The following is a 21,134-nucleotide window of genomic DNA, read 5'->3' on the forward strand; positions in this document are numbered from 1 at the left end:
CCGTGGCGGATCCAGCGGAGCGGCAGAGGCTCGACCGCTGGATCTGGCATGCCCGCGTGGTGCGCGCCCGCGAGGACGCCGCCGATCTGGTGCGCGCGGGCCATGTGCGGCTCGACGGCGCGCGGGTGACCAGCCCCGGCCACATGGTGCGGGCGGGGCAGGTACTCACCATCGCCCTTGACCGGCAGGTGCGGGTGTTGCGCGTGGTCGCCTTTGCGGAACGTCGGGGAGATGCTACATCCGCCCTCGCGCTTTTCGAAGAAATAACAGAAGCGTGACGGGATTTAGGGGCTGCGGCACGCGCAGTTTTAACGGCCTGCGTCCTGCCGCCGCTTGCGTGGCGCGTGCGCCTGCGCTACCCGAGCCCCTCGAAAGGGATTGACCCATGACCTATGTCGTCACCGAGAACTGCATCCGCTGCAAATACATGGATTGCGTGTCCGTGTGCCCGGTGGACTGTTTCTACGAGGGCGAGAACATGCTCGTCATCCACCCCGACGAGTGCATCGACTGCGGCGTCTGCGAGCCGGAATGCCCGGCCGAGGCCATCAAGCCGGATGCCGAGCCGGGGCTGGAGAAGTGGCTCGCGCTCAACGCCGAATACGCCAAGACCTGGCCCAACATCACCCTGAAGCGCGACGCCCCTGCCGACGCCAAGGAATGGGACGGCAAGCCCGGCAAGGAAGAGCTGTTCTCCCCGGAGCCCGGCCAGGGCGACTGAGGGACCTACTGCGCCGCCCAACGGTGCGTCATGGCCGGGACAAGCCCGGCCATGACGATTGCTTTGAGGCGACGCTTGGCTGGTGCCCCTCAGGGCAGCGCCTCCAGCCGCTCATATTGTGAGAGCACCAGCTTGCCGTCGGCGTCGAGATAGGCGCGGCCGAATTTGGAGGTCTGCAGCCTGTCGGTCTCCTGGTAGATGGTGCCGCCCAGCGGCGGCAAAGCGTTGGGGCGGGCGCAGGGAATGTCGAGCGTCACCTTCTGCCCGACCGAGTAGGCCGTGCCGCGCTCCACCAGCTTCACCGTTCCCGTCACCCCGCAGGTGCCGAACGCGCGCGGCGTGATGGTGACCGCCTCCACCTCCAGAACGATGACGCTCTTCGCCCCGTCGCGGGCGGACGCGTAGACCTGCGGCGACATTAACGCCAGCGCCGGCGCCGCTCCGGCCAGGAGCAGCACCGCCGCGAGGGCGGCCTTGCGGAGGGGGCGGCGGAGCGCTTGCGGCGCGGACCCCGCGACGCGTCTGTGGTCCGTCCTGTGATCCATGCGATCCTCCCGCCCTTGTCGCTCGCGCCGCCACCGTCCGATGCGATGCCCGGCTGTTCTTGCAGTCCGTTCTGGAGCGATTTCCGCCCTTTTGCAAAGGCGCCTTTCGCAGGGGAGGGAGCCGGCCGCTCAGCCCGGCGTTGCGGCGTCCACCGCCGCCTGATGCTCGGCGGCAAGCCGTGAGTCCAGCTCCGCCACCTTGAGCGCCGCCGGCCGGCCGGTGATGCGCCTGACATAATCGGCGATCACGGGCGTCTCCGGCACCAGCTTGAACATCACGCCCCAATGGAAGGCGTTGCCCCAGAGAATGTCGGCCGCCGTGCAGCTGTCGCCCAGCAGATAGGGCTTCGAGGCCAGCTCGCGCGCCACGGTGTCGAGCATGGTGTCGAAGTCGCCATAGGGCGACATGGAGGCCGGGCCGGGGTCGCGCTTCAGCGCGCGGTCCGCGAGGGCGGGCTCGTAGCAGGCCGCGTAATAGACCAGCCAGCGCAGGTACGGCCCACGACCCGGCGCGCCCAAAGCCGGCGCGAAACCGGCCTCGGGGAAAGCGTCGGCGAGATGGATGAAGATCGCCACCTGCTCGGTGACCAGCTCGCCCCGGTGCAGGATGGCCGGCACCTTCCCCATGGGGTTGATGGCGAGATAGGGCGGCTGGCGCTGCTCGCCGGCCTTCATGTTCAGCACATGGAGGCGATAGGGCGCGCCCAGCTCCTCGATGAGGGTGAGCGCGCAGGAGGCGCGTGTGTTGGGCGAGAAGAACAGGGTGACGGTGTCGTCGGCGGTCATGGAGGCTCCTGTCGTCAGCACGTGTGACGACACCCCTCTAACCGGCCAAGGCTGACACCTTCTGTCAGGTTTGCTAGCACTCTTTCCATGCGCGCCAGCCGCCTCCTGTCGATCCTCATGGTCCTCCAGGCCCGCGGTGCGGTCACCGCCCAGGCCCTCGCGGAGGAATGCGAGGTGTCGCTGCGCACCATCTATCGCGACATCGACGCTTTGAGCGCGGCGGGCGTGCCGGTCTATGCCGAGCGCGGCGCGGGCGGCGGCTATCGGCTGCTGGAAGGCTATCGCACGCGGCTGAACGGGCTTTCCGCGCAGGAGGCGCAGGCCCTGTTCCTCTCCGGCCTTGGCGGGGCGGCCACCGCGCTGGGCCTCGGCGCCGTGCTCGCGGCGGCACAGACCAAGGTGACGGCGGGCCTGCCCGCCAACCTGCGCAGCGCCGCAGCCCTGATGCGCACGCGCTTCCACCTCGATGCGCCCGGCTGGTTCCATGCGCCGGAAGAGCCGCCCTTCCTCCAGGCCGTCGCGGCGGCGGCGTGGGAGCAGCATGTCATCGAGATCCGCTACCAGTCGTGGCGGGCCGAGAAGCGCCGGCGCGTCGCGCCCTTGGGCATGGTGCTGAAAAGCGGCGCCTGGTACCTCGTCGGCGCGGTGGACGCCAGCGTGCGGACCTATCGCATCAGCCGCATCCGGGAGCTTGAGCCGCTGGCAGAGCGATTCGAGCCGCCGCCCGGCTTCGACCTCGCCGCCTGGTGGGGCGAGAGCACAAGGCGGCTGGAAGAGGAGATGTACCCGAACCGGGCGACGGTGCGCCTCTCGCCCCTCGGCCTGCGCCTGCTGGAGCATGTCACCTCCGCCGTCTCGCGGGCAGGCATGGTGGTGGGGGAGCCGGACGCCGAGGGCCATCGGGTGGTCACCCTGCGCGTCGGCTCGCTGTGGGAGGCATCCAGCGAGCTGATGCGCTTCGGCACCGAGGCGGAGGTGCTGGAGCCGCCGGAGCTGCGGGCGCGCATCAGGGAGACGGTGGAGAAGATGGGGCGGATCTACCCGCCCTGAGCGCGGCGCAGGCTTTCGCCGGCTGAGCCTGCGCGTCCGCGCGCGTCGACGGCCTTCCGATGTGGGAGGTGTTATGGTACGGCATCACATCGCCGAAATTGAACAAGCGGAAGCTCTGCCCGGTGGAAACACGACCTTGGCCGTGGTCCTTTTGCGGCGGGATCGGGCGGTATCTCCTCACAGTCTGACAGGGGACCATCGCCCTTCCAAGGGGCTGCCTTGGGGGGAAACAGCATGATTTCGCGTTCGTCGATTGCCCTTGCCGCTTTGCTTTCATCCGTCTCGTTCGGGGCCCTGGAGACCGCCCAGGCGCACGAATTCTCGAACTTCTACGTGTTCGGCGACAGCCTGAGCGACGCGGGAACCTATTACGTGGTCGTCGACGGCCAGCCCCAGTCGGTGCGGGGTTCACGGTGAACCCCGGCAAGGTCTGGGACATGCGGGTGGGCGAGCATTACGGGATCGACGTCTCGCCCTATCTCGCCATCGACACGGTGAGTGGCACCAGCACGGTGGTGGGCGGCACCAATTACGCCCAGGGCGGCGCCTGTGTGGATTCGGGCTACAATATTCCCAAGTGCGTCGTCTATCCGAGCAACACCCTGGGCGAGACGCAGCAGCTCCAGACCTACCTTGCGTCCACCGGCGGCGTGGCCAACCCCAACGCGCTTTATTCCATGTGGGCGGGCGCCAACGACGTGTTCAGCCAGGCAATCCTGTGGAACGGCGGGGCCGAGACCAAGGAGCAGGCCATCGCCAACGTGGCTACCGCCGCCGACCAGCATGTGGCCAATATCGCCACTCTGTCCCGCGCCGGAGCCCGCTACATCATCGTTCCGAATCTGCCTGACATCTCCAAGGCACCCGTCACCGGCATCCTCGGCGACGCCGCCTTCTTCTCCGAGGCCGTTTCTTCTCCGAGGCCGTCACCACCTACAACACCACCCTCAACCAGGACCTGCGCCGGCTCGGCGGCTCGAACATCATCTTCGTGGATGATTTTGCGCTGCTGAACGAGGTCATCGCCAATCCGGCCATGTACGGCTTCACCAATGTGACCAGCAAGGCCTGCACCCAGCTGTTCTCACTCACCTGCACCGCCAGCACCCTCGTGGCGCCGAATGCCCAGAACGACTACCTCTTCGCCGACATCGTGCATCCGACTCCCGCCGGCCACGCCCTGCTGGCGGAATACATCGAGTCCATCATCGATGCGCCCGGCCTCATCGGCATGCTGGCGGAAAGCCCGATCTATGTGGGCCGCGGCATCTACCGCACCCTCGACACCCGCATCGGCACGGGCACGCCCAAGGGTTTCCAGCTCTATACCAACATCGATTACAGCACCTACAGCCTCGACCCGACCCGCGACCATTCCGGCTCGGACGGCAGCGCCACGGCCGGCTATGTGGGCCTGGAATACGGCTTCGGCAACGGCATCAGCGTCGGCGTCTTGCTGAGCTACGCCAGCGGCAGCTACAATTTCAGCGTGCTCAGCGGCGGCTACGACGCCGACATGTTCAACGGCACGATCTACGCCAATGCCCGCTTCGGCGGCGCCTTCGCCCAGCTCTCCGGCACCATGGGCTCCATCGACTACAACTCGATCCAGCGCCAGTTCGCGCTCGGCGCGGCGCTGCGCACCGACATGGGCAATACCAGCGGCATCTATTATGGCGCCCGCCTCGCCACCGGCTACGACTTCACCTTCGGCTAGGCGACGCTCACGCCGCTGGCGCAGCTCACCTACCAGCAGGCGACGGTGGATGGCTATGCGGAGACCGCCGGCAATTCCAGCGCCATGTCGTTCGGCAACCAGCTGCGCGAACTGTTCTACGTGACCCTCGGCGGGCAGGCGAGCTATGCCTTCGTGGTGTCCGGCCTCACCATCCGCCCCAATGTGCAGGCGAGCTGGAACTACGACTTCCTGAACCAGGACCGCTCCGTCACTGCCGGCCTTCTCACCGCCCCCGTCACCTTCGCCATGCCGGTCTACCAGCCCGGCCGCGCGTGGACCAACCTCGCGGCGGGCCTCACGGTGGAGGCGGCCAACGGCCTGTCGTGCAATTTCACCGTGGGTGAACAGCTCGGCCAGGATCAGGTGTCCAGCGCCTATGTGAACGGCGGCATCGTCTACAAGTTCTGAGGCTAGAGCGCGATCCGGGCGGATTGAATCGATCCGCCCGGTGAATCGCCCTCTAAACTCAACCAAGAGAACGCGTGATCCGATCAGATTGCATCGCAATCTGATCGGCGCGTGCTCTGTGGCCCCGCCGGGGCCATCCTTGCGGGATCGGGGTGCGGGGCGCGGTGCCGCGCCCCGATGCCGTTTCAACACGGCATTTCATGGCGCGCGATTTGCCCTTATAAGGCGCCCATGCTCGACCAGACGCCCAACGCCGCCCTCGCGGACCTGCCCGATTTTGCCCGCCGGCGCACCTTCGCCATCATCTCCCATCCGGACGCCGGCAAGACCACGCTGACGGAAAAGCTGCTGCTTGCCTCCGGCGCCATCCGCATGGCGGGCCACGTGAAGGCGCGCGGCGAGCGCCGCCGCACCCGGTCCGACTGGATGGAGATCGAGCAGCAGCGCGGCATTTCCGTCACCTCCTCGGTGATGACGTTCGAGCGCGACGGCATCGTCTTCAACCTGCTCGACACGCCCGGCCATTCGGACTTCTCGGAAGACACCTACCGCACCCTCTCGGCCGTGGACGCGGCGGTGATGGTGATCGACGCCGCCAAGGGCATCGAGAGCCAGACCCGCAAGCTGTTCGAGGTCTGTCGCCTGCGCGACATTCCCATCTTCACCTTCGTCAACAAGGTGGACCGGGAAAGCCTCGACCCCATCGCGCTGATGGACGAGGTCTCCTCCACCCTCGCCCTCGACCTCACCCCGCTCACCTGGCCCATCGGCATGGGCGTGGATTTCCGCGGCCTCATCGACATCGCCAACAAGCGCGCGCTGCTCGCCACCGAGCGCGGCGGCCCGCTGGTGCGTGAGGTGCCGTTCGAGACGCCGGAGGACCTCATCGGCCTCGACGGCGTGGAGGAGCGCATCCTCAACGAGGCGGTGGAGAGCCTGACCCTGGCGCTGGGCGTGCTGCCGCCGTTCGATCTTGCGGCCTTCCGCGAGGGCCATCTCTCGCCGGTCTATTTCGGCTCGGCGCTGAAGGAGGCGGGCGTGGCCGAACTGCTGTTCGGCCTCGGCTCCGTCGGCCCCAGCCCGCTGCCGCGTTCCGCCGCCGGCGACCGCACCGTGGAGCCGGCCGAGGATCTCGTCTCCGGCTTCGTCTTCAAGGTGCAGGCCAACATGGACCCGAACCACCGGGACCGCGTGGCCTTCGTGCGCCTGTGCTCCGGCCGCTTCAAGCGCGGCATGAAGCTGTTCAACCCGCGCGAGAAGCGCAACATGGCCATCGCCAACCCCATCTTCTTCTTCGCTCAGGAGCGCGAGACGGTGGATGAGGCGGTGGCCGGCGACATCATCGGCATCCCCAACCACGGCATGCTGCGCGTGGGCGACACCCTCTCCGAGGGCGAGAGCATCAAGTTCGAGGGCCTGCCGGACTTCGCCCCGGAAATCCTGCGCCGCGTGCTGCTCTCCGACCCCATGAAGGCCAAGCAGCTGCAGAAGGCGCTGCAGGACATGGCGGAAGAGGGCGTCGTGCAGGTCTTGAAGCCCGTCTCCGATCCCGCGCCCATCGTCGGCGTGGTGGGCACCCTCCAGCTCGACGTGCTCGCCGCGCGGCTGGAGAAGGAATACGGCGTGCCCATCCGCTACGAGACCACCTCCTTCGTCACCGCCCGCTGGATCGTCGGCGAGCGGGCCGAGGTGGACCGCTTCCTGGAACTCAACCGCTCCTCCACCGCGCGTGATCGCGACGAGGCGCCGGTCTATCTCGCCCGCAGCCAGTGGGTGCTGGACCGCGCCATCGAGGAATACCCCAAGCTGAAGTTCGTGGCCGTCAAAGAACGCGCCTGATCCCTTTTTTCTGACCTGAGCCGGGGCGCGCTGGACGCGGTCCCTGATGCCGCCCAACTGGAGGACCCGATGGCCGACGCCGCCCGCCTTGCCGAGCTTTCCACCATCATCGACGACGCCTTCGAGAAGCGCGCCGAGATCGGCTTTTCCACCACCGGCACCGTGCGCGACGCGGTGAACGAGGCCCTGACCCTCCTCGACAGCGGCGCCGCCCGCGTCGCCGAGCAGGGCGCCAACGGCGCCTGGACGGTGAACCAATGGCTCAAGAAGGCCGTTCTGCTCTCCTTCCGCCTCAACGACATGGAAGCCATTCCCGGCGGTCCCGGCGGCGCCCACTGGTGGGACAAGGTGCCCTCCAAGTTCGCCACCTGGGGCGAGGCCGAGTTCCGCGCCGCCGGCTTCCGCGCCGTGCCCGGCGCCATCGTGCGCCGCTCCGCCTTCATCGCCCCCAACGTGGTGCTGATGCCCTCCTTCGTGAATCTCGGCGCCCATGTGGGCGAGGGCACCATGGTGGACACCTGGGCCACCGTCGGCTCCTGCGCGCAGATCGGCAAGAACGTGCATCTCTCCGGCGGCGTCGGCATCGGCGGCGTGCTGGAGCCGCTCCAGGCCGGCCCGGTGATCATCGAGGACGACTGCTTCATCGGCGCCCGCTCCGAGGTGGTGGAGGGCGTGGTGGTGCGGCGCGGCTCCGTGCTCTCCATGGGTGTGTTCATCTCCGCCTCCACCAAGATCATCGACCGGCAGACGGGCGAAGTGTTCATCGGCGAGGTGCCGGCCTATTCAGTGGTGGTGCCCGGCGCGCTCCCCGGCAAGCCGCTGCCCGACGGTACGCCCGGCCCCTCGCTCTATTGCGCGGTGATCGTGAAGCGCGTGGACGCGCAGACCCGCTCCAAGACCTCCATCAACGACCTCCTGCGCGATTGAGATCGCGCCGGCCGGGGAGGGGCTGCGGAGGGGTTTCCCCGGTGGCGTGCCGGCGCCGCGGGGCGAGGAATGCGACCTGTTGGCAATGCGGAGATTCCGGCTTGCCAACCAAGGCCGAGCCGCTATATTCCGCCGCCTCGCCTGGATGCGACGCCCTCGCGGCACGCTCCCTTCCCCGAGCCATCTTGGAGACGACCGGCGAGACCCGGCCACGCCCCTGCGGCGATGGCTGGAAACAGGGGCGACGGGATTGCGGGCCTTCAACCAGCCCGCCGCAAGATCGTAGCCCCCGTGTTCCGCGTGTGCCTCGGTACATGTGGCTGAAGAGATGGCCGAGTGTTTGGAGGCGCACAGATCGCCTTCGGCGGTCGTCTCTGTGTGAAGTTCTGCGTGCGCCCTGCGCATGCGGCTGGAGAGGTGGCCGAGTGGTTGAAGGCGCACGCCTGGAACGCGTGTATACGGGAAACCGTATCGAGGGTTCGAATCCCTCTCTCTCCGCCAGTTTCAACAACTAAGCATCTGAAAATACAGCGATATTTGATGCGGCGCGAATTCGTGCCCCAGCATCTGCCCCAGCGCGTGCGTTAGCTCGTGGTGGTCCCTGGTGGACACAAGCGGGATTTGCCGAGAGCGCGCGGGGAGGGGCCAGGCTGCGGGCCATAATGACTTCGTCCACCAGCGGGACAAAAACCGAACACAGTGTGAACGGCCGCGCGCGCCCCAGCTTGACCGGAAGTGAAGATGTGGTTGATGCTGGGACATCCTTTTGCCGATTCGCAAAAGGAAAGGCCGACACGTGGACTAGACGTGCCGGCCTTGGGTTGTCACCGCCGGTCAGGGCGGAAACGTGTGATCACGAGCGGAACGTGTCTCTGTTCGCGATGCATGTCAATCCCTGCTGGCTTCAAAGGACTTGAAACATGCCAGTATGGAATGTCGCAGTCGTCCGCGAGCAAGGTCAGACGTTCGCGGTCGTCGCGGTTAAGGATCACGTCATCAACAGCCCGTCGGAGCGGGAGGGGTTGATAGCCTGGTGGTCTCGCGAGCTTGGTTGTCGCGTCGCACTGCTAGGAGCACAACGTCACCAGACCTTCGGTCCTCCGGACATTGTCCGTTGGCTCCAGGGCGTGAGCCCTGATCGTCTCCCGTGGAGGCAGATGACGGTCGCCGCGTAATGCCGGCCAGCACTTCCATCGCGCTTACGAGCGCCTGAAAGACGAGGCGGCGCTCTTCCTCATCCTTGGGGGCGAGCGCCGCCTCATCGTCCATCTGGAAAATCAGGCCGGTTGGGCCTTCTATCGACAATCGCATAGCCGTTCCTCGAGCCGGGCCTCAGACGCTCATTTTAATGCTGCGTCCTTTCGTGAGGATAAATTCGGGGGAATGCCCACGCGGTAGCGTGTGCTTCATCAACCTGCATCCCGCTTCCACGCTACCGCCCCGGCGTCCACACCCCCACGACGCGCCCCATCAATTTCTCGGCCGCGTGCTCGGTGTTGAACGGGCCTTCGCTGGTGCCGAAGCGGCCTGATCGCAGGGCGGCCTCGCGGTCCCGCGGATCGGCCGGCGGGATCCAATGCCGGGCCATCCAACATGTCGCGGGCTCGGCGCCGGGCTCCGCCTGCTGCACCCACCCGCCGCCGGGCCGTCGATAGCGGGGCCGCCCCACCATCTGGCACAGGGCAAAGGTGCGGCCGCACTCGATCCGTGGATCACGGTACGCGATCAGGAACAGCTCGCCCTGCGCCGGCTGGTGGTCGGCGAGGTCCACCACGGCCAACTCGCCGCGGCGCAGGTGCGGGTGGAAGACATCGTCCTCCACCGGGAACGTCATGTGACCCGGCGGGAGCGTCGGCAGGATCATCAGGGCGCGCAGCTCGGGCTGGTGCTCAAATTGGACGGCTGACACAGAGTGAGTTTTTGTTCGCTCCTGCCTGCGGAGAAGGCTCCACCACGCGCTTCCTTGGTTTCTTGGGCGGAGAGTGCTCAAATGAGGCCCACTTGGGAAGCGATGGTTCCTTATTGTACGGGACACGTTCATTGGATTGCACTCGAGAGCGAGCGTGGCGATGCCTGGAAAGCAGTCGGACGATGCCGCGAAGAGGATTTTGCTATTTTGCGGCATATTCATATTTTGTTTGCTCGTTCTTTGCGTTGTTGGCCTGCTTATATCCTTCGCGACTGGATGCATTGGCCACAGCTTTGATAGGCCCGGCTTTATATTGTTTTGTATTTTTTCACTTTCATTCCTATCTTACCACTATTACAAAATGTATTTTAGATTCGAAATTATAAATGAATGGAAAGAGCCTGATTTCGTACGTAAATATTTCTCATTTATAAATAGAGATGAAATCAAAAAGTTGGACTCAAACAGGATAGCGTCTGAATCCTGCATAATGCAGGCGTTCATATCCGCCATTATGGTGTGCGTTCTATTTTACTATATTTTTCACAACAACCCGGCGTGTCCGATACCGCTCTTGAATTCGTTATGAGAATCGCTCAACTGGCATAAGGTTACGATCTGCCTTCGGGCCTTCGGTCGTTTCTCAGTCGGCGCTGGCTCAGGCTGTCCGGAAGCTGCCGCGCAGTGGCGAGGGCGCGGCCAGGGCGGCCGGACGATGTGCGGCGGGTCATGCTGTGGCTCCTTCCAGAAAGCTCAGGGCCGCCTGCATGAGGTTCGGCACGGCATCGGCGCCGTCGAAGTCCTCACACATCTCCACCGCCAGCTTTAGGGCAACAATCGCCCCCGCCTTGCTTGTGGCGGCCGGGATGCGGCCTTCGTTGATCGCGTGCCAGATCGGCATGGGCGCGTCGTCCGGGATGTCGCCCACGGTCGCGTTGAGCTGTTCACACTCGGCGCGATAGTCCGCGATGAGAGCCACGAGCGGGTCGGCAGCTCGGGCAGGGGCCGGGCCGAGAAGCGCGACCGCTGCGGCTCCTGCAAGGAGGCCCCGGCGGCTGGGGAGGTGCTCAGACATGGGCGCCTCCCACGGCGAGCGAGCGCAGCGCGGCCGACATGTTGGTGATGATCTGCGCGGGGCCGTAGCGACCGGTCAACACCTCCAGATCGGGGTATACCGCAGCGTGAGCGGCATAGGCCGCGAGCCCGCCGGGCGTCGCTGGGCGGCAGGCGCAGAAGGCATCCCACAAGGCGCCTTCCTCGTCGAGCGCGGCATCCCAGCCGGCATCCGTGCTGTCCATTTCGTTCAGGCGAGCCCGAGCGGCAGCGTGGGCCGCGATGACCGCGAATACGGGATCATGCGCAGCGACGGCCGAAGCCCCCGCCACCGTGACGCCGATGGAAAGCGCGGCAGTACCGAGCAGGACGCCGCGGCGGGAAAGGGTGCGGGGCTCACGCATGGGTCGCGCCAGCATGTGCCTACCAGGAGCATCCGGCTCACAGGATCGATATTGTAGCGCCACGGCGAGAACAGATGCACATGGCCCCAATCGCGAATGTTGGTCGCAACGGCATCGCCAGCCTCGTAGACCCTGACCGCGATGCCCCGTTCGATGAGATGGGCCGCTGCAGCGAGCCCAATGGGGCCCCCTCCGATGACGGCAACCGGCAAGCTCTGCATTTAGACCTCCCGTTATTCTAGAATCTTAGAATAAATGAGCAAGAAAAGGCCGTTCAGACGGCCCTTTCGGATGCCTCGGCGACGCAGCCTTCATCGGCGCAGCATTCATCTGCGAGAAAGCCGATCAATGCATTCATCGCAGGGTAGACGGCCCGACAGATCAGAGTCGTCGCGTGCCGTTCCTGAGAGATCAGGCCGTTCAGGACCAGCCGCTGCAGATGATGCGAGAGGGTCGATGCGGGAATGCCAACGCGCTCCTGCACCTGATTGACCGGGAGGCCGCCACGCCCTGCGCGGACGACCGTCCGATAGACCTTGAGCCTCGTCGGATTTCCAAGCGCCTCAAGCTGCTTGGCGGCTAATTCGATATTCATGGAATTAACCTAGGACCCGCCGATCTGCCGGTCAATGGCTCTTTCGAGCATTGTCGAATTAGTCGGCCGGCCGGATTCTCCCTGCCTCCGCCGTCCGCTCGTACCAGCCCTTGGAGCGGTTCACGATCCACACCACCGAGAGCATCACGGGCACCTCGATCAGCACGCCCACCACCGTGGCGAGCGCCGCTCCCGAGGTGAAGCCGAACAGTGAGATGGCCGCGGCCACGGCCAGTTCGAAGAAGTTCGACGCCCCGATCAGTGCCGAGGGCCCGGCGACGCAGTGCGACTCGCCTGTTGCGCGGTTCAGCAAATAAGCGAGGCCGGCGTTGAAATAGACCTGGATCAGGATCGGCACCGCCAGCAGTGCGATGACGAGCGGCTGGGCGATGATCGCCTCGCCCTGGAAGCCGAAGAGCAGCACCAGCGTCGCCAGAAGTGCCACGAGCGAGAGCGGTCCGAGACGCGCGAGTACCCCGTCCAGCGCCGCCTGCCCGCCTTGGGCCAGCAGCCGGCGGCGCAGCAATTGGGCGACGATGACCGGAATGACGATGTAGAGCACCACGGACAGCACCAGCGTGCCCCAAGGCACCGTGATGGCGGAGAGGCCCAGCAGCAAGGCGACGATGGGCGCGAAGGCGACCACCATGATGGCATCGTTCAGCGCCACCTGCGACAGCGTGAAATGCGGCTCCCCCTTGGTGAGGTTCGACCACACGAACACCATGGCGGTGCAGGGCGCCGCCGCGAGGATGATCAGACCGGCGATGTAGCTGTCGATCTGGTCCGCCGGCAGCAGAGGCCGGAACAGCCAGCCGATGAACAGCCAGCCGAGCAGCGCCATGGAGAAGGGCTTCACCGCCCAGTTGACGAACAGCGTCACGCCGATGCCGCGCCAGTGCCGGCCGACCTCGCCGAGGGCGGCGAAATCGATCTTCAGCAGCATGGGCACGATCATCAGCCAGATCAGCACCGCTACCGGCAGGTTCACCTGCGCGATTTCGACGGCGCCGATGGCGTGGAACACCGATGGCGCCAAATGCCCGAGGACAACGCCCGCAACGATGCACAAACCGACCCACACGGTGAGATACCGCTCAAACAGGGACATTGCTGATCTCCGTACTCAGCCGGCGATGCGCCGGCCGGCCTCGTCCACCACGCGCTCGCCATCCTCCTTGGTGAAGGCGCCCTGCTGCTGCGGCAGCAGATCGAGCACCCGTTCGGACGGACGGCACAGGCGCACACCCAAAGGCGAGACCACGAAAGGACGGTTGATGAGGATGGGATGGGCCATCATGGCGTCGAGCAGGGTGTCGTCGGAATGGGTGGGATCGCCCAGCCCGAGTTCCGCATACGGCGTGCCCTTCTCGCGCAAGGCGTCCCGCACGGACAGTCCGGCGCGCGCGATGAGCTGCTTAAGCAAGGCGCGCGACGGCGGCGTCTTCAGGTATTCGATCACATGCGGCTCGATCCCGGCATTCCGGATCATCGCCAGCGTGTTGCGCGAGGTGCCGCAATCCGGGTTGTGATAGATGATGACGTCCATGGCCGCACCTCAGGCCACGTCGGAACGCGGATCAGTGCCACCTTCGAGGCGGCCGATCTCGCGCAGCCTGGTGCCGAGGGCGAGGCGGTCGAGCTTGGTGATCGGCAGCGCCGTGAACACCGAGATGCGGTTCTTGAGATAGCGGAAGGCGGCGTTGAAGGCCGCTTCCCGGACGATGCCGCTGCCCTCCACCGCGGCGGGGTCTTCGATGCCCCAATGTGCGGTCATGGGCTGTCCGGGCCAGATGGGACAGGCTTCGCCGGCCGCGTTGTCACAGACGGTGAAGACGAAATCCATCACCGGCGCGTTCGGCTCGGCGAATTCGAGCCAGCTCTTGGAGCGAAAGCCATAGGTCGGATAGCCGAAGGCATTCAGCGTGCGGATCGCGAGCGGGTTCACCTCGCCCTTGGGTGCGCTCCCGGCCGAGAAGGAACGGAAGCGGCCGGCCCCGTCCTTCGCCAGGATGCTTTCCGCGAGGATCGAGCGGGCGGAATTGCCGGTGCACAGGAACAGCACGTTGAACACGTGGTCGGAGCTCGTGTCAGGCATGGGTGTCCTCAGTCTTGGGTTCGCAGGCGCAGGACAAGGCGGCAACGGCTGGGGCGCAGACCTCGGGATGCCCGTTGCAGCAATCGCGCATCAGGAACGCCACGAGGTCCGAGAGGGCCGGGTAGACGGCGCTGTAGATGATGGATCGCCCGTCCCGCCGCGAGCGCACCAGCCCGGCCTGCTCCAGATGGTTCAGGTGGAAGGACATGCGGGAAGAGGAAGCGCCATCCATGGCCTCGCCGATGGCGCCCGCAGGTAACCCCTCCGGACCGGCCTGCACCAGAAGGCGCACCACGCGGAGACGGGTTTCCTGAGAAAGCGCGGCGAAGGCGGAGAGGGCGCTCGATTCATCCATGAGTCAATATTTCAAGATTTATTGAGATATTAGATAGCGCGACTCTCCGAGAACGGCAACCTTGGTTTTAGCGATCAGTGTTTTGTGCCGAGGCGGCGTCGCACTCCCGATCGATCACTGCGACAGCACATGCCTCCGTAAAGACGGTAGCAGAGCCTAAAGGAGGTGCGGCCGAAATCCGTCTCGTCGCCAGAGCGCCGCCGGGTTGAAAACATCCGCGCAAGCGTTGCCGCACTCAAGCGGCGAGCCAGCGGGCGACGTCGTCCGGCTTCGGGAGTCCACCGGCATGTACCACCTTGCCGTCGATGACGATGCCTGGGGTCGAGGCGATGCCGTAGCCGGCGATCACCGCATAGTCGGTGACCTTTTCCACCGTGACATCGAGCCCGAGTTTGGCCGCCGCGTCTCGCACCATCTGCGCCGTCGCCTCACAGCGCGAGCAGCCGGGGCCGAGCACTTTCACGTCTTTCATGACTTCAGCCTTTCCGGTTTCAAGAAAACAGCGCGTTGAACAGGAAACCCACGGCGAGGATGCCGGTGGCGACCACGCCGATGAACACGGCGATCAGCTTCAGGCTCAAGACTTTGCGCAGGATGATCATTTCCGGCAGCGACAAAGCGATTACCGCCATCATGAAGGCGAGCACGGTGCCCAGCGCAGCCCCCTTGGCCAGCAGAGCCTCGACCACCGGGATGATGCCCGCGGCGTTGGAATACATGGGAATGCCCAGCAGGACCGCGGCCGGCACCGACCACCACGCGTCCCGTCCCATGATGGAGGCGAGGAGGTCCGCTGGCACGTAGCCGTGAATAAAGGCGCCCGCCGCGATGCCCGCGATGATCCACATCCACACCTTGCCGACGATGTCGCGCACCGCCTCGAGGCCGGCCCTGATGCGATCCACCAGCGTCATGCCGTTCGGCGGCAGATCGACGGGAGCCGCGCGCACGTTACGCACCCAGTCTTCCAGCCAGCCCTCCAGATGCAGCCGACCGATGACCCAGCCGGCGACGATGGCCACCCCAAGGCCGAAGGCCAGATAGGTGAGCGCCACCTTCCAGCCCACGAGCGCGAACAGCAGGCCCAGCGCCACTTCGTTGACCATGGGCGCGGCGATGAGGAAGGAAAAGGTGACACCGAGGGGGACGCCGGCGGAGACGAAGCCGACGAACAGGGGCACCGCCGAGCAGGAGCAGAAGGGCGTGACGATGCCGAGACCGGCGGCGGCGACATTGCCGAGCCCCTCGCGCCGTCCGGCGAGCAGCGCACGCGTGCGCTCGGCGGAGAAGAAGCTGCGCACCACGCCCATGGCGAACACCACCAGCGTCAGCAGCATCAGCACCTTGGGCGTGTCGTAGACGAAAAATTCGACAGCTTCGGCCAGATGGCTGCCGGGCTCCACCGGCAGGCGGGCCACCAGCCATTGGGAGAACGGCGCCAGCTGGGCATAGACCACGAACCAGATCGCGATCGCCGCGACCGTTGCCGCAGCCCAGGCCAAAGGCGATGCCCCAGGCGGCGGCTTGCGCTCGGTCAATGACAGGTCAGCGCTCATGCTGCTCTCCTATCGGACGAAGCATTCAGGCTGTTGAGAACAGCACCGATTATGGCGGCCTGCTCGGCCGGTAATTCGGGGTTGCGACGGTAGCGCACCCATTGGGCATCCCGCCGGTCGATCACCATGCCGGCCTGCTTGAGCACCGCCATATGGCGCGACATGCGGGATTGGGTGACGCCGAGGACGCGCACAAGCTCGCATACACAATGCTCGCGCCCGTCCCACAGGAGTTGGACCGCCGCGAGGCGGGTGGGTTCGGCCAGGGCCGACAGAAGGGTGAGCGCAGAGTCCATGGCTTCCATTTACGCTCATGCGCATATGCGTGCAAGCGCATAAATGATGTCATTGTCGGTGGCGCGGAGGTTTCGGGCATCTAGGACGACCGTCTCGGGTCCGACAACCCGCCGCCCTGCCTCGCGCGGGAGGACGGGGAAGCCGTCCGCCGTGCATCGCGAGTGTGGTGCCGCGCCTGATCGATCCGGCAGGAAGGCGCAGGCGCGGCCTAAGGTGTTCGGGCTCGCCCCCGGCGCAGTTCGGAGGGGCGGACCTGTCCGCCCCGAGGTAGGGAGAGCGTCATGAAGATCAAATCCGTTTCCGTTGCGCGGTTCGCAGCGCTCACGCTGGCCGCGGCATTGTCCGCTGTGCCGGCGAGCGCCCAGATGGGCGGTGGGCCCGGCTCTGGTCCGGGCATGATGGGCCAGGGTGAGGGCTATATGGGGCCCGGCCAGGGAGGGTGGGGCCCCGGTTTCCATCGCTCGGCTCGGAGTATGATGGGTGGCTGCGGAGGCTGGATGACGGGTGATGCCGACGGCCAGTTGCCCGCCTTCATCGAGGGGCGTGTCGCCTTCCTGAAGGCCGAGCTCGGCGTCACCGATGCGCAGGCCAAGGTGTGGGACGCCTATGTGGCGGCGATGAAGAACAATTTCATCAGCATGCAGGGCCTGCGCCAGGCCATGCGCGCCAGCTTTGACGCGGACACGCCGATGGATCGTCTTGAGTCCCGCATCTCGGTGATGGAAGCCCGCGCCGCTGCTCTCAAGGATATGAAGCAGCCGCTAAGCAACCTCTACGCCGCGCTCAGCGATGACCAGAAGAAGAAGGCCAACGATCTGCTCACCGGCATGGGATGCATGATGTGAGCCTGACGAGACGCGACGCCGGCCCGGGCGGGTGCCCGCCCGGGCCACAAAACAACCGGCGGTCTCGCTCCTGAACCGGAGGAGAAAAGGGGCTCACGTCAGAGTTTCTGAATGCGGGCGAGTTCTTTGTCGTTAGGGCACAGGCGCATGAGCTTTGACGACGCATCGCGCACGCGGGCGGTGTCGCCCGATTGCAGCGCTTCATGCCGTGCGAGACTGAGCAGGTCGACGTCGAAAGGGGGCGGTCGAGAGCTACGCGTATCACGGTCGCGCGCTCGCGCGGCGTCTCGACGGCCACAGCGACATCGAAGGCGCCGTCAATCTCGTCGGGCGGGCCGAAGGCGCTGTCCACGCGTCTACAGCGCGGCTTCGTAAATGGCGAGAGCGTCCGCCTCGGTGACCGGGCGCGGGTTGTTCACCAGCAGGCGCGTCTGCTTCATCGCCTCCGCAGCCAGAAGCGGCAAGTCGTTGCGGGTGATGCCGACGGCGGCGAGCCCCGGGGGCAGGTCGAGGGCGCGGCTCAGGTCCGCCAATGCCGTGGCAAACGCGGCGGCCCGCTCCGTCGCAGGCACGTCGGCCAGCTCTGGGAAGGCGTCCGCGGCGATCTCGCCGTAGAGCGTGGCGGCGGCGGGCATGTTGAAGCGCAGCACCGGGGCCAGCACCAGCGCATTGGACAATCCATGCGGCACATGGAAATGCCCGCCAATGGGATAGGCGAGCGCATGCACCGCGGCGACCGGGGAATTGGCGAACGCCTGCCCGGCGAGAAGCGAGCCGAGCAGCATATCGCTGCGCGCCGCGATATTCGCTCCGTCGAAGGTGGCGATGCGGATGGCGCCGCCAAGCAGCCCCAAGGCCTGCCGGGCGAGTGTGCGCGACAGCGGATTGTTGTTCGGTGAGGCGGAGGTGTAGGCCTCGATGGCGTGAACCATGGCGTCAATGCCGGTGGCGGCCGTCACCGCCGGAGGCAGGCTCAGGGTCAACTCGGCGTCGAGGATCGCCATGTCGGGCAGCAGATGCGGCGTCACGACGCCCATCTTCGTGGCCGCGCCCGTGGTGATGATGGAAATGGGCGTGACTTCCGAGCCGGTTCCGGCGGTGGTGGGCACCAGTACCAGCGGCAAACGCGGCCCGCGGGCGCGGTTAACGCCGTAGATGTCTGCGAGCGCTTCGCCGCTGCCGGCGATCAGTGCCGCCACCTTCGCCACGTCCATCGGCGATCCGCCGCCGATGGCAAGAAGGCCGCTCGCCCGGTGCGCAGCGACGAGGTTGGTCAGGGCGGCGACGTTCGCCTCCGGCGGGTCCGCCACCACATCGTCGAAAATGGCGACCGCGATCCTGGCGGCAGCGAGGGAGGCGAGGGCGGGAGCGACAAGCCCGGCCGCGCGCAGGCTCTTGTCGGTGACGAGAACGACGCGCGGGCCGAGCAGCGGGCCGGCCAGATCTGCGATCCGGCGCGCGGCGCCGGGCTCAAGCACGATGGAGCGCGTGGTGTTGAAGACGAAGCCTGCCATGGTCTGCCTTTCCGCCGTCAGGAGCCGCGGCCGATGCGGATGCCCGCGGCTTCCCGGTCGAAGGTGTCGGAGGTGACGCCGGCGGCGCGCAACTCGTGCTTCTGCACCTTGCCGCTTGCGGTCTTGGGCAGCGCTTCCACCTGCCGGATATAGCGCGGCACCATGTAGTGCGGGATGCCGGCGGCCAGGAAGCGGATGAGGTCCTCGGCGTCGAGAGCCGCGCCTTCCACCGGAGTTACCACCACCAGAACCTCGTCCTCGCTGAGAGCGCTGGGCACGGCCACTGCGGCGCATTCCTTCACGGCTGGATGGGTGCGCACCTCGGCTTCCAGCGCGAAGGAGGAGATGTTCTCGCCGCGGCGGCGGATGACGTCCTTCAGCCGGTCGACGAAGAAGAAGTTGCCGTCGGCGGTTCGGCGGAAGCCGTCGCCGGTGTGGAACCAGCCGTTGCGCATCGCCTCGGCGGTGGCCGCGGGATTGTTGTAGTAGCCCTTCATCAGGGCCCACGGCCGGTGGGCGCGGATGACGAGCTCGCCGGTCGCCCCCTCCGGCACCTCGAGGTCGTGCTCATCGACGATGCGCAGTTCGAACCAGGGGCGGGGCTGGCCGGCGATGCCCTTTTCGGTGATGCCGGGGCCGGCGTGGAGGGGGCTCGCGATCTCGGTCATGTTGTAGATGGTCCAGGCCTCGACGCCGAAGCGTTCGGCGAAGGCGGGACCATCCTCGCCGAAGGGCGTGATGAAGGCGCGGCGCAGGGGATGGTCACGGTCGGTCGCGGCCGGCGGGGCCTTCAGGAGGAAGCTCGCCATCACGCCAAGCAGCAGCACGTAGGTGGATCCGGTCTCGCGTACGGCGGGCCAGAAGTCCTGGGTGCGGAACTCCCGCATCATGCCGATGGAAAGGCCGCGCGCGAGCTGGGCGTAGACGTAGAGCGTCGATCCGCAGTGGAAGATGGGGCCGCAGATCAGGCAACGCTCGTCGTCCGCCACGGCGAACGCGTCGGGGCCCATGGTGTAGAGCTGGGTGTAGGACGAGATCACGCCCTTCGGGCTCCCCGTCGTGCCCGAGGTGTACATGATGGCCTGGGTATCCCACGGCTCGATGGGGCGGTCGAGGTCGAGATCGGCGGGCGCGAAATCGTCCCGGTCCTCCAGGGCCACGACATCGAGGCCCGGCACCGGCTCAGGCACGCCCGCCACCGTGAGGACGACGGAGAGCTTGCCCGGCGCCACCTCCCGCAGTCGGGGCAGAAGACCTGCCTCCGCGATCATCAGCGGGGCGTCGGCATCGTTCAGGATATGCTCCAGCGGCCGGCCGCGGCTCGCAGTATTGAGGGGCACGTAGACGGCGCCGAGGTAGTTGATGGCGAACCAGGTGGCCAGCAGCTCGGGCCCGTTGCCCATGAAGCAGAGCACATGGTCGCCCCTCCGGACGCCATGGCGGACGAGCGTGGCCGCGCGCCGACGCACGCGGGCGAGCGCCTCCGCATAGCTCCAGGTGCAGGTTTCGGCAGGCCCCGGCCAGAATTGCACGAAGGGCGCCTGCGGTCGCTCCGCCGCGCGGCGCTCAAGCATGGCGCGCAGCACCGCATGGTCGCGCGACAGCGCTGCTTCCCGCTCGCTCATCCTCGTCCTCTCCCTTGGCCGGCGTATTCGTGACGCGCTTGGAGCCTGTTGCAAAGGCCCAATCCTTATGCAACATACTCAGTAGTATGTAAAGGACGGGCTGTTCGGAGGGCCTGCAGCGCCATGAAAATCGTGGAGATCGAGCGGGCCGGCGCCATCGCCGTCGTGCGCTACGACCGCGGCGGCAAGGCCAATGCGCTGAGCCTTGCCGCCATCGAGGCGCTCACGGCCGCCGCGGCCGAGCTGGAGGCGGACACGACGGTGCGGGTCGTGGTGCTTGCCGGCACGCCCACCCGGTTCTCCGCGGGGGTGGACCTCAAGGACGACGCCCTTTGGCGGCCGGATGACGCCATCGCAGCGCGCCATCATGCCATGGCCGCAGGCGGACGCATGTCCGAGCGCTGGCGTCGCCTGCCGCAGGCGGTGATCGCCGCGGTGGAGGGGCCGGCCATCGGCGGCGGTGCGATCCTGGCGCTGGCGGCCGACTTCCGGGTTCTGGCGGACGGCGCCTTCTTCCGTTTCCCGGAGGTGCGCCTCGGCATGACGCTGGGCTGGGGCGGCCTGCCGCTGCTCTCCGCTCTGGTGGGGCCAGCCCGCGCCAAGCGGCTCCTCTTCTGCGACGAGACCGTCTCCGCCGCCGAGGCGGTGGCGATGGGCCTTGCCGACAGGAGCGCACCGCAGGGCGGCGCACTCGACGCCGCGCGGGCGTGGGCCGGCGAGATTGCGGCCTGCCCACCCCTCGCCCTCGCCATGACCAAGCGCGCGCTTGATGGCTCGGCGGGTGGCAACTGGGCCGCGGCCTACGAGGCCGACCAGTTCCTGCTGTCCAGGCTGGTTTCGGAGGCGACCAGCTAACGGGTCGTCCCGTC

At 66.6% G+C, this 21,134-nt stretch carries 24 protein-coding genes, 1 tRNA gene and 2 pseudogenes; 11 read left to right on the forward strand and 16 right to left on the reverse strand.

From position 1 onward, the window contains the following. Nucleotides 1–2 precede the first annotated feature (2 nt). Both XAN126_RS0104315 and fdxA read left to right on the forward strand, forming a co-directional pair. Nucleotides 3–278 carry a S4 domain-containing protein gene (locus XAN126_RS0104315; protein ID WP_024277373.1) on the forward strand — a complete coding sequence of 92 codons (276 nt, stop codon included), beginning with the start codon at nucleotides 3–5 and terminating at the stop codon, nucleotides 276–278. Nucleotides 279–385: 107 nt separating this feature from the next. Beyond that, on the forward strand, nucleotides 386–721 hold the full coding sequence (fdxA, locus tag XAN126_RS0104320) for a ferredoxin FdxA (protein WP_024277374.1): 336 nt from the start codon (nucleotides 386–388) through the stop codon (nucleotides 719–721). 89 nt (nucleotides 722–810) lie between these two features. Here the strand turns inward: fdxA and XAN126_RS0104325 are convergent, their stop codons facing one another. Both XAN126_RS0104325 and XAN126_RS0104330 read right to left on the reverse strand, forming a co-directional pair. Then, nucleotides 811–1,266 carry a hypothetical protein gene (locus XAN126_RS0104325; RefSeq protein WP_024277375.1) on the reverse strand — a complete coding sequence of 152 codons (456 nt, stop codon included), beginning with the start codon at nucleotides 1,264–1,266 and terminating at the stop codon, nucleotides 811–813. A 129-nt stretch (nucleotides 1,267–1,395) separates the two neighbouring features. Then, the gene (locus XAN126_RS0104330) at nucleotides 1,396–2,052 is read right to left on the reverse strand and encodes a glutathione S-transferase family protein (protein ID WP_024277376.1); all 657 of its coding nucleotides are present in this window, start codon (nucleotides 2,050–2,052) and stop codon (nucleotides 1,396–1,398) included. 87 nt (nucleotides 2,053–2,139) lie between these two features. Here XAN126_RS0104330 and XAN126_RS0104335 point away from each other — a divergent pair, with 87 nt between their 5' ends. The 7 genes and pseudogenes from XAN126_RS0104335 to XAN126_RS0104360 all read left to right on the forward strand — a co-directional run bounded on the left by XAN126_RS0104335 (nucleotide 2,140) and on the right by XAN126_RS0104360 (nucleotide 8,515). Then, complete coding sequence (locus XAN126_RS0104335) at nucleotides 2,140–3,102, forward strand: YafY family protein (protein WP_024277377.1); 963 nt, start codon at nucleotides 2,140–2,142, stop codon at nucleotides 3,100–3,102. Nucleotides 3,103–3,336: 234 nt separating this feature from the next. Next, a complete protein-coding gene (locus XAN126_RS26810) occupies nucleotides 3,337–3,519 on the forward strand; it encodes a hypothetical protein (protein ID WP_024277378.1) in 183 nt (60 codons plus the stop codon). Then, nucleotides 3,516–4,115, forward strand: coding sequence for an SGNH/GDSL hydrolase family protein (locus XAN126_RS29235; RefSeq protein ID WP_024277379.1), 600 nt, complete (start codon nucleotides 3,516–3,518; stop codon nucleotides 4,113–4,115). Before XAN126_RS26810 ends, XAN126_RS29235 begins: the two co-directional genes overlap by 4 nt. A 218-nt stretch (nucleotides 4,116–4,333) precedes the next feature. After that, nucleotides 4,334–5,248: pseudogene (locus XAN126_RS28875) on the forward strand (autotransporter outer membrane beta-barrel domain-containing protein). A 231-nt stretch (nucleotides 5,249–5,479) separates the two neighbouring features. Next, entirely contained in the window at nucleotides 5,480–7,087 is a 1,608-nt protein-coding gene (locus XAN126_RS0104350) for a peptide chain release factor 3 (protein WP_024277382.1), read from the forward strand. Nucleotides 7,088–7,156: 69 nt separating this feature from the next. Beyond that, nucleotides 7,157–8,014 carry a 2,3,4,5-tetrahydropyridine-2,6-dicarboxylate N-succinyltransferase gene (dapD, locus tag XAN126_RS0104355; RefSeq protein ID WP_024277383.1) on the forward strand — a complete coding sequence of 286 codons (858 nt, stop codon included), beginning with the start codon at nucleotides 7,157–7,159 and terminating at the stop codon, nucleotides 8,012–8,014. Between the two features lie 411 nt (nucleotides 8,015–8,425). After that, nucleotides 8,426–8,515 (forward strand) — tRNA-Ser (locus XAN126_RS0104360). 931 nt (nucleotides 8,516–9,446) lie between these two features. Here the strand turns inward: XAN126_RS0104360 and XAN126_RS0104365 are convergent. The 12 genes and pseudogenes from XAN126_RS0104365 to XAN126_RS0104415 form a co-directional block, all read right to left on the reverse strand. Beyond that, nucleotides 9,447–9,878: a hypothetical protein gene (locus tag XAN126_RS0104365; RefSeq protein WP_081762797.1), complete on the reverse strand. Its 432-nt coding sequence runs from the start codon at nucleotides 9,876–9,878 to the stop codon at nucleotides 9,447–9,449. Between the two features lie 772 nt (nucleotides 9,879–10,650). Then, nucleotides 10,651–10,998: a hypothetical protein gene (locus XAN126_RS0104370; RefSeq protein WP_024277385.1), complete on the reverse strand. Its 348-nt coding sequence runs from the start codon at nucleotides 10,996–10,998 to the stop codon at nucleotides 10,651–10,653. After that, nucleotides 10,991–11,380 (reverse strand): hypothetical protein, encoded by a 390-nt coding sequence (locus tag XAN126_RS28880; protein WP_245272408.1) that lies wholly within the window; start codon nucleotides 11,378–11,380, stop codon nucleotides 10,991–10,993. Before XAN126_RS28880 ends, XAN126_RS0104370 begins: the two co-directional genes overlap by 8 nt. A gap of 80 nt (nucleotides 11,381–11,460) precedes the next feature. Further along, nucleotides 11,461–11,601: pseudogene (locus XAN126_RS28885) on the reverse strand (FAD-dependent oxidoreductase); the annotation flags it as partial. Nucleotides 11,602–11,654: 53 nt separating this feature from the next. Then, on the reverse strand, nucleotides 11,655–11,975 hold the full coding sequence (locus tag XAN126_RS0104380; RefSeq protein WP_024277387.1) for a metalloregulator ArsR/SmtB family transcription factor: 321 nt from the start codon (nucleotides 11,973–11,975) through the stop codon (nucleotides 11,655–11,657). Nucleotides 11,976–12,033: 58 nt separating this feature from the next. Further along, nucleotides 12,034–13,086: an ACR3 family arsenite efflux transporter gene (arsB, locus tag XAN126_RS0104385; protein WP_024277388.1), complete on the reverse strand. Its 1,053-nt coding sequence runs from the start codon at nucleotides 13,084–13,086 to the stop codon at nucleotides 12,034–12,036. 15 nt (nucleotides 13,087–13,101) lie between these two features. Then, on the reverse strand, nucleotides 13,102–13,524 hold the full coding sequence (gene arsC, locus XAN126_RS0104390) for an arsenate reductase (glutaredoxin) (RefSeq protein ID WP_024277389.1): 423 nt from the start codon (nucleotides 13,522–13,524) through the stop codon (nucleotides 13,102–13,104). Between the two features lie 9 nt (nucleotides 13,525–13,533). Beyond that, the gene (locus XAN126_RS0104395) at nucleotides 13,534–14,073 is read right to left on the reverse strand and encodes an arsenate reductase ArsC (RefSeq protein ID WP_024277390.1); all 540 of its coding nucleotides are present in this window, start codon (nucleotides 14,071–14,073) and stop codon (nucleotides 13,534–13,536) included. Next, nucleotides 14,066–14,428 (reverse strand): metalloregulator ArsR/SmtB family transcription factor, encoded by a 363-nt coding sequence (locus XAN126_RS0104400; protein WP_024277391.1) that lies wholly within the window; start codon nucleotides 14,426–14,428, stop codon nucleotides 14,066–14,068. The genes XAN126_RS0104395 and XAN126_RS0104400 overlap by 8 nt, the downstream gene beginning before the upstream one ends. Nucleotides 14,429–14,663: 235 nt before the next feature. Next, nucleotides 14,664–14,900, reverse strand: coding sequence for a thioredoxin family protein (locus XAN126_RS0104405; RefSeq protein WP_024277392.1), 237 nt, complete (start codon nucleotides 14,898–14,900; stop codon nucleotides 14,664–14,666). A gap of 19 nt (nucleotides 14,901–14,919) precedes the next feature. Next, entirely contained in the window at nucleotides 14,920–15,984 is a 1,065-nt protein-coding gene (locus XAN126_RS0104410; RefSeq protein ID WP_024277393.1) for a permease, read from the reverse strand. Beyond that, nucleotides 15,981–16,280 (reverse strand): metalloregulator ArsR/SmtB family transcription factor, encoded by a 300-nt coding sequence (locus tag XAN126_RS0104415; RefSeq protein WP_024277394.1) that lies wholly within the window; start codon nucleotides 16,278–16,280, stop codon nucleotides 15,981–15,983. The genes XAN126_RS0104410 and XAN126_RS0104415 overlap by 4 nt, the downstream gene beginning before the upstream one ends. Nucleotides 16,281–16,562: 282 nt before the next feature. On the opposite strand from XAN126_RS0104415, the gene XAN126_RS27535 reads away from it, so the two are divergent. After that, the gene (locus XAN126_RS27535) at nucleotides 16,563–17,126 is read left to right on the forward strand and encodes a Spy/CpxP family protein refolding chaperone (RefSeq protein WP_081762515.1); all 564 of its coding nucleotides are present in this window, start codon (nucleotides 16,563–16,565) and stop codon (nucleotides 17,124–17,126) included. 356 nt (nucleotides 17,127–17,482) lie between these two features. On the opposite strand, the gene XAN126_RS0104425 is transcribed toward XAN126_RS27535, so the two are convergent. Continuing rightward, entirely contained in the window at nucleotides 17,483–18,640 is a 1,158-nt protein-coding gene (locus tag XAN126_RS0104425; RefSeq protein WP_024277396.1) for an iron-containing alcohol dehydrogenase, read from the reverse strand. Nucleotides 18,641–18,657: 17 nt separating this feature from the next. Beyond that, nucleotides 18,658–20,265: an AMP-binding protein gene (locus XAN126_RS0104430; protein WP_024277397.1), complete on the reverse strand. Its 1,608-nt coding sequence runs from the start codon at nucleotides 20,263–20,265 to the stop codon at nucleotides 18,658–18,660. 123 nt (nucleotides 20,266–20,388) lie between these two features. On the opposite strand from XAN126_RS0104430, the gene XAN126_RS0104435 reads away from it, so the two are divergent. Then, nucleotides 20,389–21,120 (forward strand): enoyl-CoA hydratase/isomerase family protein, encoded by a 732-nt coding sequence (locus XAN126_RS0104435; protein WP_024277398.1) that lies wholly within the window; start codon nucleotides 20,389–20,391, stop codon nucleotides 21,118–21,120. Nucleotides 21,121–21,134: the final 14 nt, after the last annotated feature.

It is taken from the genome of Xanthobacter sp. 126 (assembly GCF_000526175.1).
GTDB lineage: Bacteria > Pseudomonadota > Alphaproteobacteria > Rhizobiales > Xanthobacteraceae > Xanthobacter > Xanthobacter aminoxidans.

Excerpts from the sequence above, each read along its gene's own strand:
- XAN126_RS26810 (WP_024277378.1), top strand. The coding sequence starts at position 3,337 with ATGATTTCGCGTTCGTCGATTGCCCTTGCCGCTTTGCTTTCATCCGTC.
- XAN126_RS0104425 (WP_024277396.1), bottom strand. The coding sequence starts at position 18,640 with ATGGCAGGCTTCGTCTTCAACACCACGCGCTCCATCGTGCTTGAGCCC.
- XAN126_RS0104410 (WP_024277393.1), bottom strand. The coding sequence starts at position 15,984 with ATGAGCGCTGACCTGTCATTGACCGAGCGCAAGCCGCCGCCTGGGGCA.
- XAN126_RS0104435 (WP_024277398.1), top strand. The coding sequence starts at position 20,389 with ATGAAAATCGTGGAGATCGAGCGGGCCGGCGCCATCGCCGTCGTGCGC.
- XAN126_RS0104350 (WP_024277382.1), top strand. The coding sequence starts at position 5,480 with ATGCTCGACCAGACGCCCAACGCCGCCCTCGCGGACCTGCCCGATTTT.
- XAN126_RS0104365 (WP_081762797.1), bottom strand. The coding sequence starts at position 9,878 with ATGATCCTGCCGACGCTCCCGCCGGGTCACATGACGTTCCCGGTGGAG.
- XAN126_RS0104415 (WP_024277394.1), bottom strand. The coding sequence starts at position 16,280 with ATGGACTCTGCGCTCACCCTTCTGTCGGCCCTGGCCGAACCCACCCGC.
- XAN126_RS0104330 (WP_024277376.1), bottom strand. The coding sequence starts at position 2,052 with ATGACCGCCGACGACACCGTCACCCTGTTCTTCTCGCCCAACACACGC.
- dapD (WP_024277383.1), top strand. The coding sequence starts at position 7,157 with ATGGCCGACGCCGCCCGCCTTGCCGAGCTTTCCACCATCATCGACGAC.
- XAN126_RS0104430 (WP_024277397.1), bottom strand. The coding sequence starts at position 20,265 with ATGAGCGAGCGGGAAGCAGCGCTGTCGCGCGACCATGCGGTGCTGCGC.
- arsB (WP_024277388.1), bottom strand. The coding sequence starts at position 13,086 with ATGTCCCTGTTTGAGCGGTATCTCACCGTGTGGGTCGGTTTGTGCATC.
- XAN126_RS0104405 (WP_024277392.1), bottom strand. The coding sequence starts at position 14,900 with ATGAAAGACGTGAAAGTGCTCGGCCCCGGCTGCTCGCGCTGTGAGGCG.
- XAN126_RS0104370 (WP_024277385.1), bottom strand. The coding sequence starts at position 10,998 with ATGTCTGAGCACCTCCCCAGCCGCCGGGGCCTCCTTGCAGGAGCCGCA.
- XAN126_RS27535 (WP_081762515.1), top strand. The coding sequence starts at position 16,563 with ATGAAGATCAAATCCGTTTCCGTTGCGCGGTTCGCAGCGCTCACGCTG.
- XAN126_RS0104400 (WP_024277391.1), bottom strand. The coding sequence starts at position 14,428 with ATGGATGAATCGAGCGCCCTCTCCGCCTTCGCCGCGCTTTCTCAGGAA.
- arsC (WP_024277389.1), bottom strand. The coding sequence starts at position 13,524 with ATGGACGTCATCATCTATCACAACCCGGATTGCGGCACCTCGCGCAAC.
- XAN126_RS0104325 (WP_024277375.1), bottom strand. The coding sequence starts at position 1,266 with ATGGATCACAGGACGGACCACAGACGCGTCGCGGGGTCCGCGCCGCAA.
- XAN126_RS28880 (WP_245272408.1), bottom strand. The coding sequence starts at position 11,380 with ATGCGTGAGCCCCGCACCCTTTCCCGCCGCGGCGTCCTGCTCGGTACT.
- XAN126_RS0104380 (WP_024277387.1), bottom strand. The coding sequence starts at position 11,975 with ATGAATATCGAATTAGCCGCCAAGCAGCTTGAGGCGCTTGGAAATCCG.
- fdxA (WP_024277374.1), top strand. The coding sequence starts at position 386 with ATGACCTATGTCGTCACCGAGAACTGCATCCGCTGCAAATACATGGAT.
- XAN126_RS0104335 (WP_024277377.1), top strand. The coding sequence starts at position 2,140 with ATGCGCGCCAGCCGCCTCCTGTCGATCCTCATGGTCCTCCAGGCCCGC.
- XAN126_RS0104395 (WP_024277390.1), bottom strand. The coding sequence starts at position 14,073 with ATGCCTGACACGAGCTCCGACCACGTGTTCAACGTGCTGTTCCTGTGC.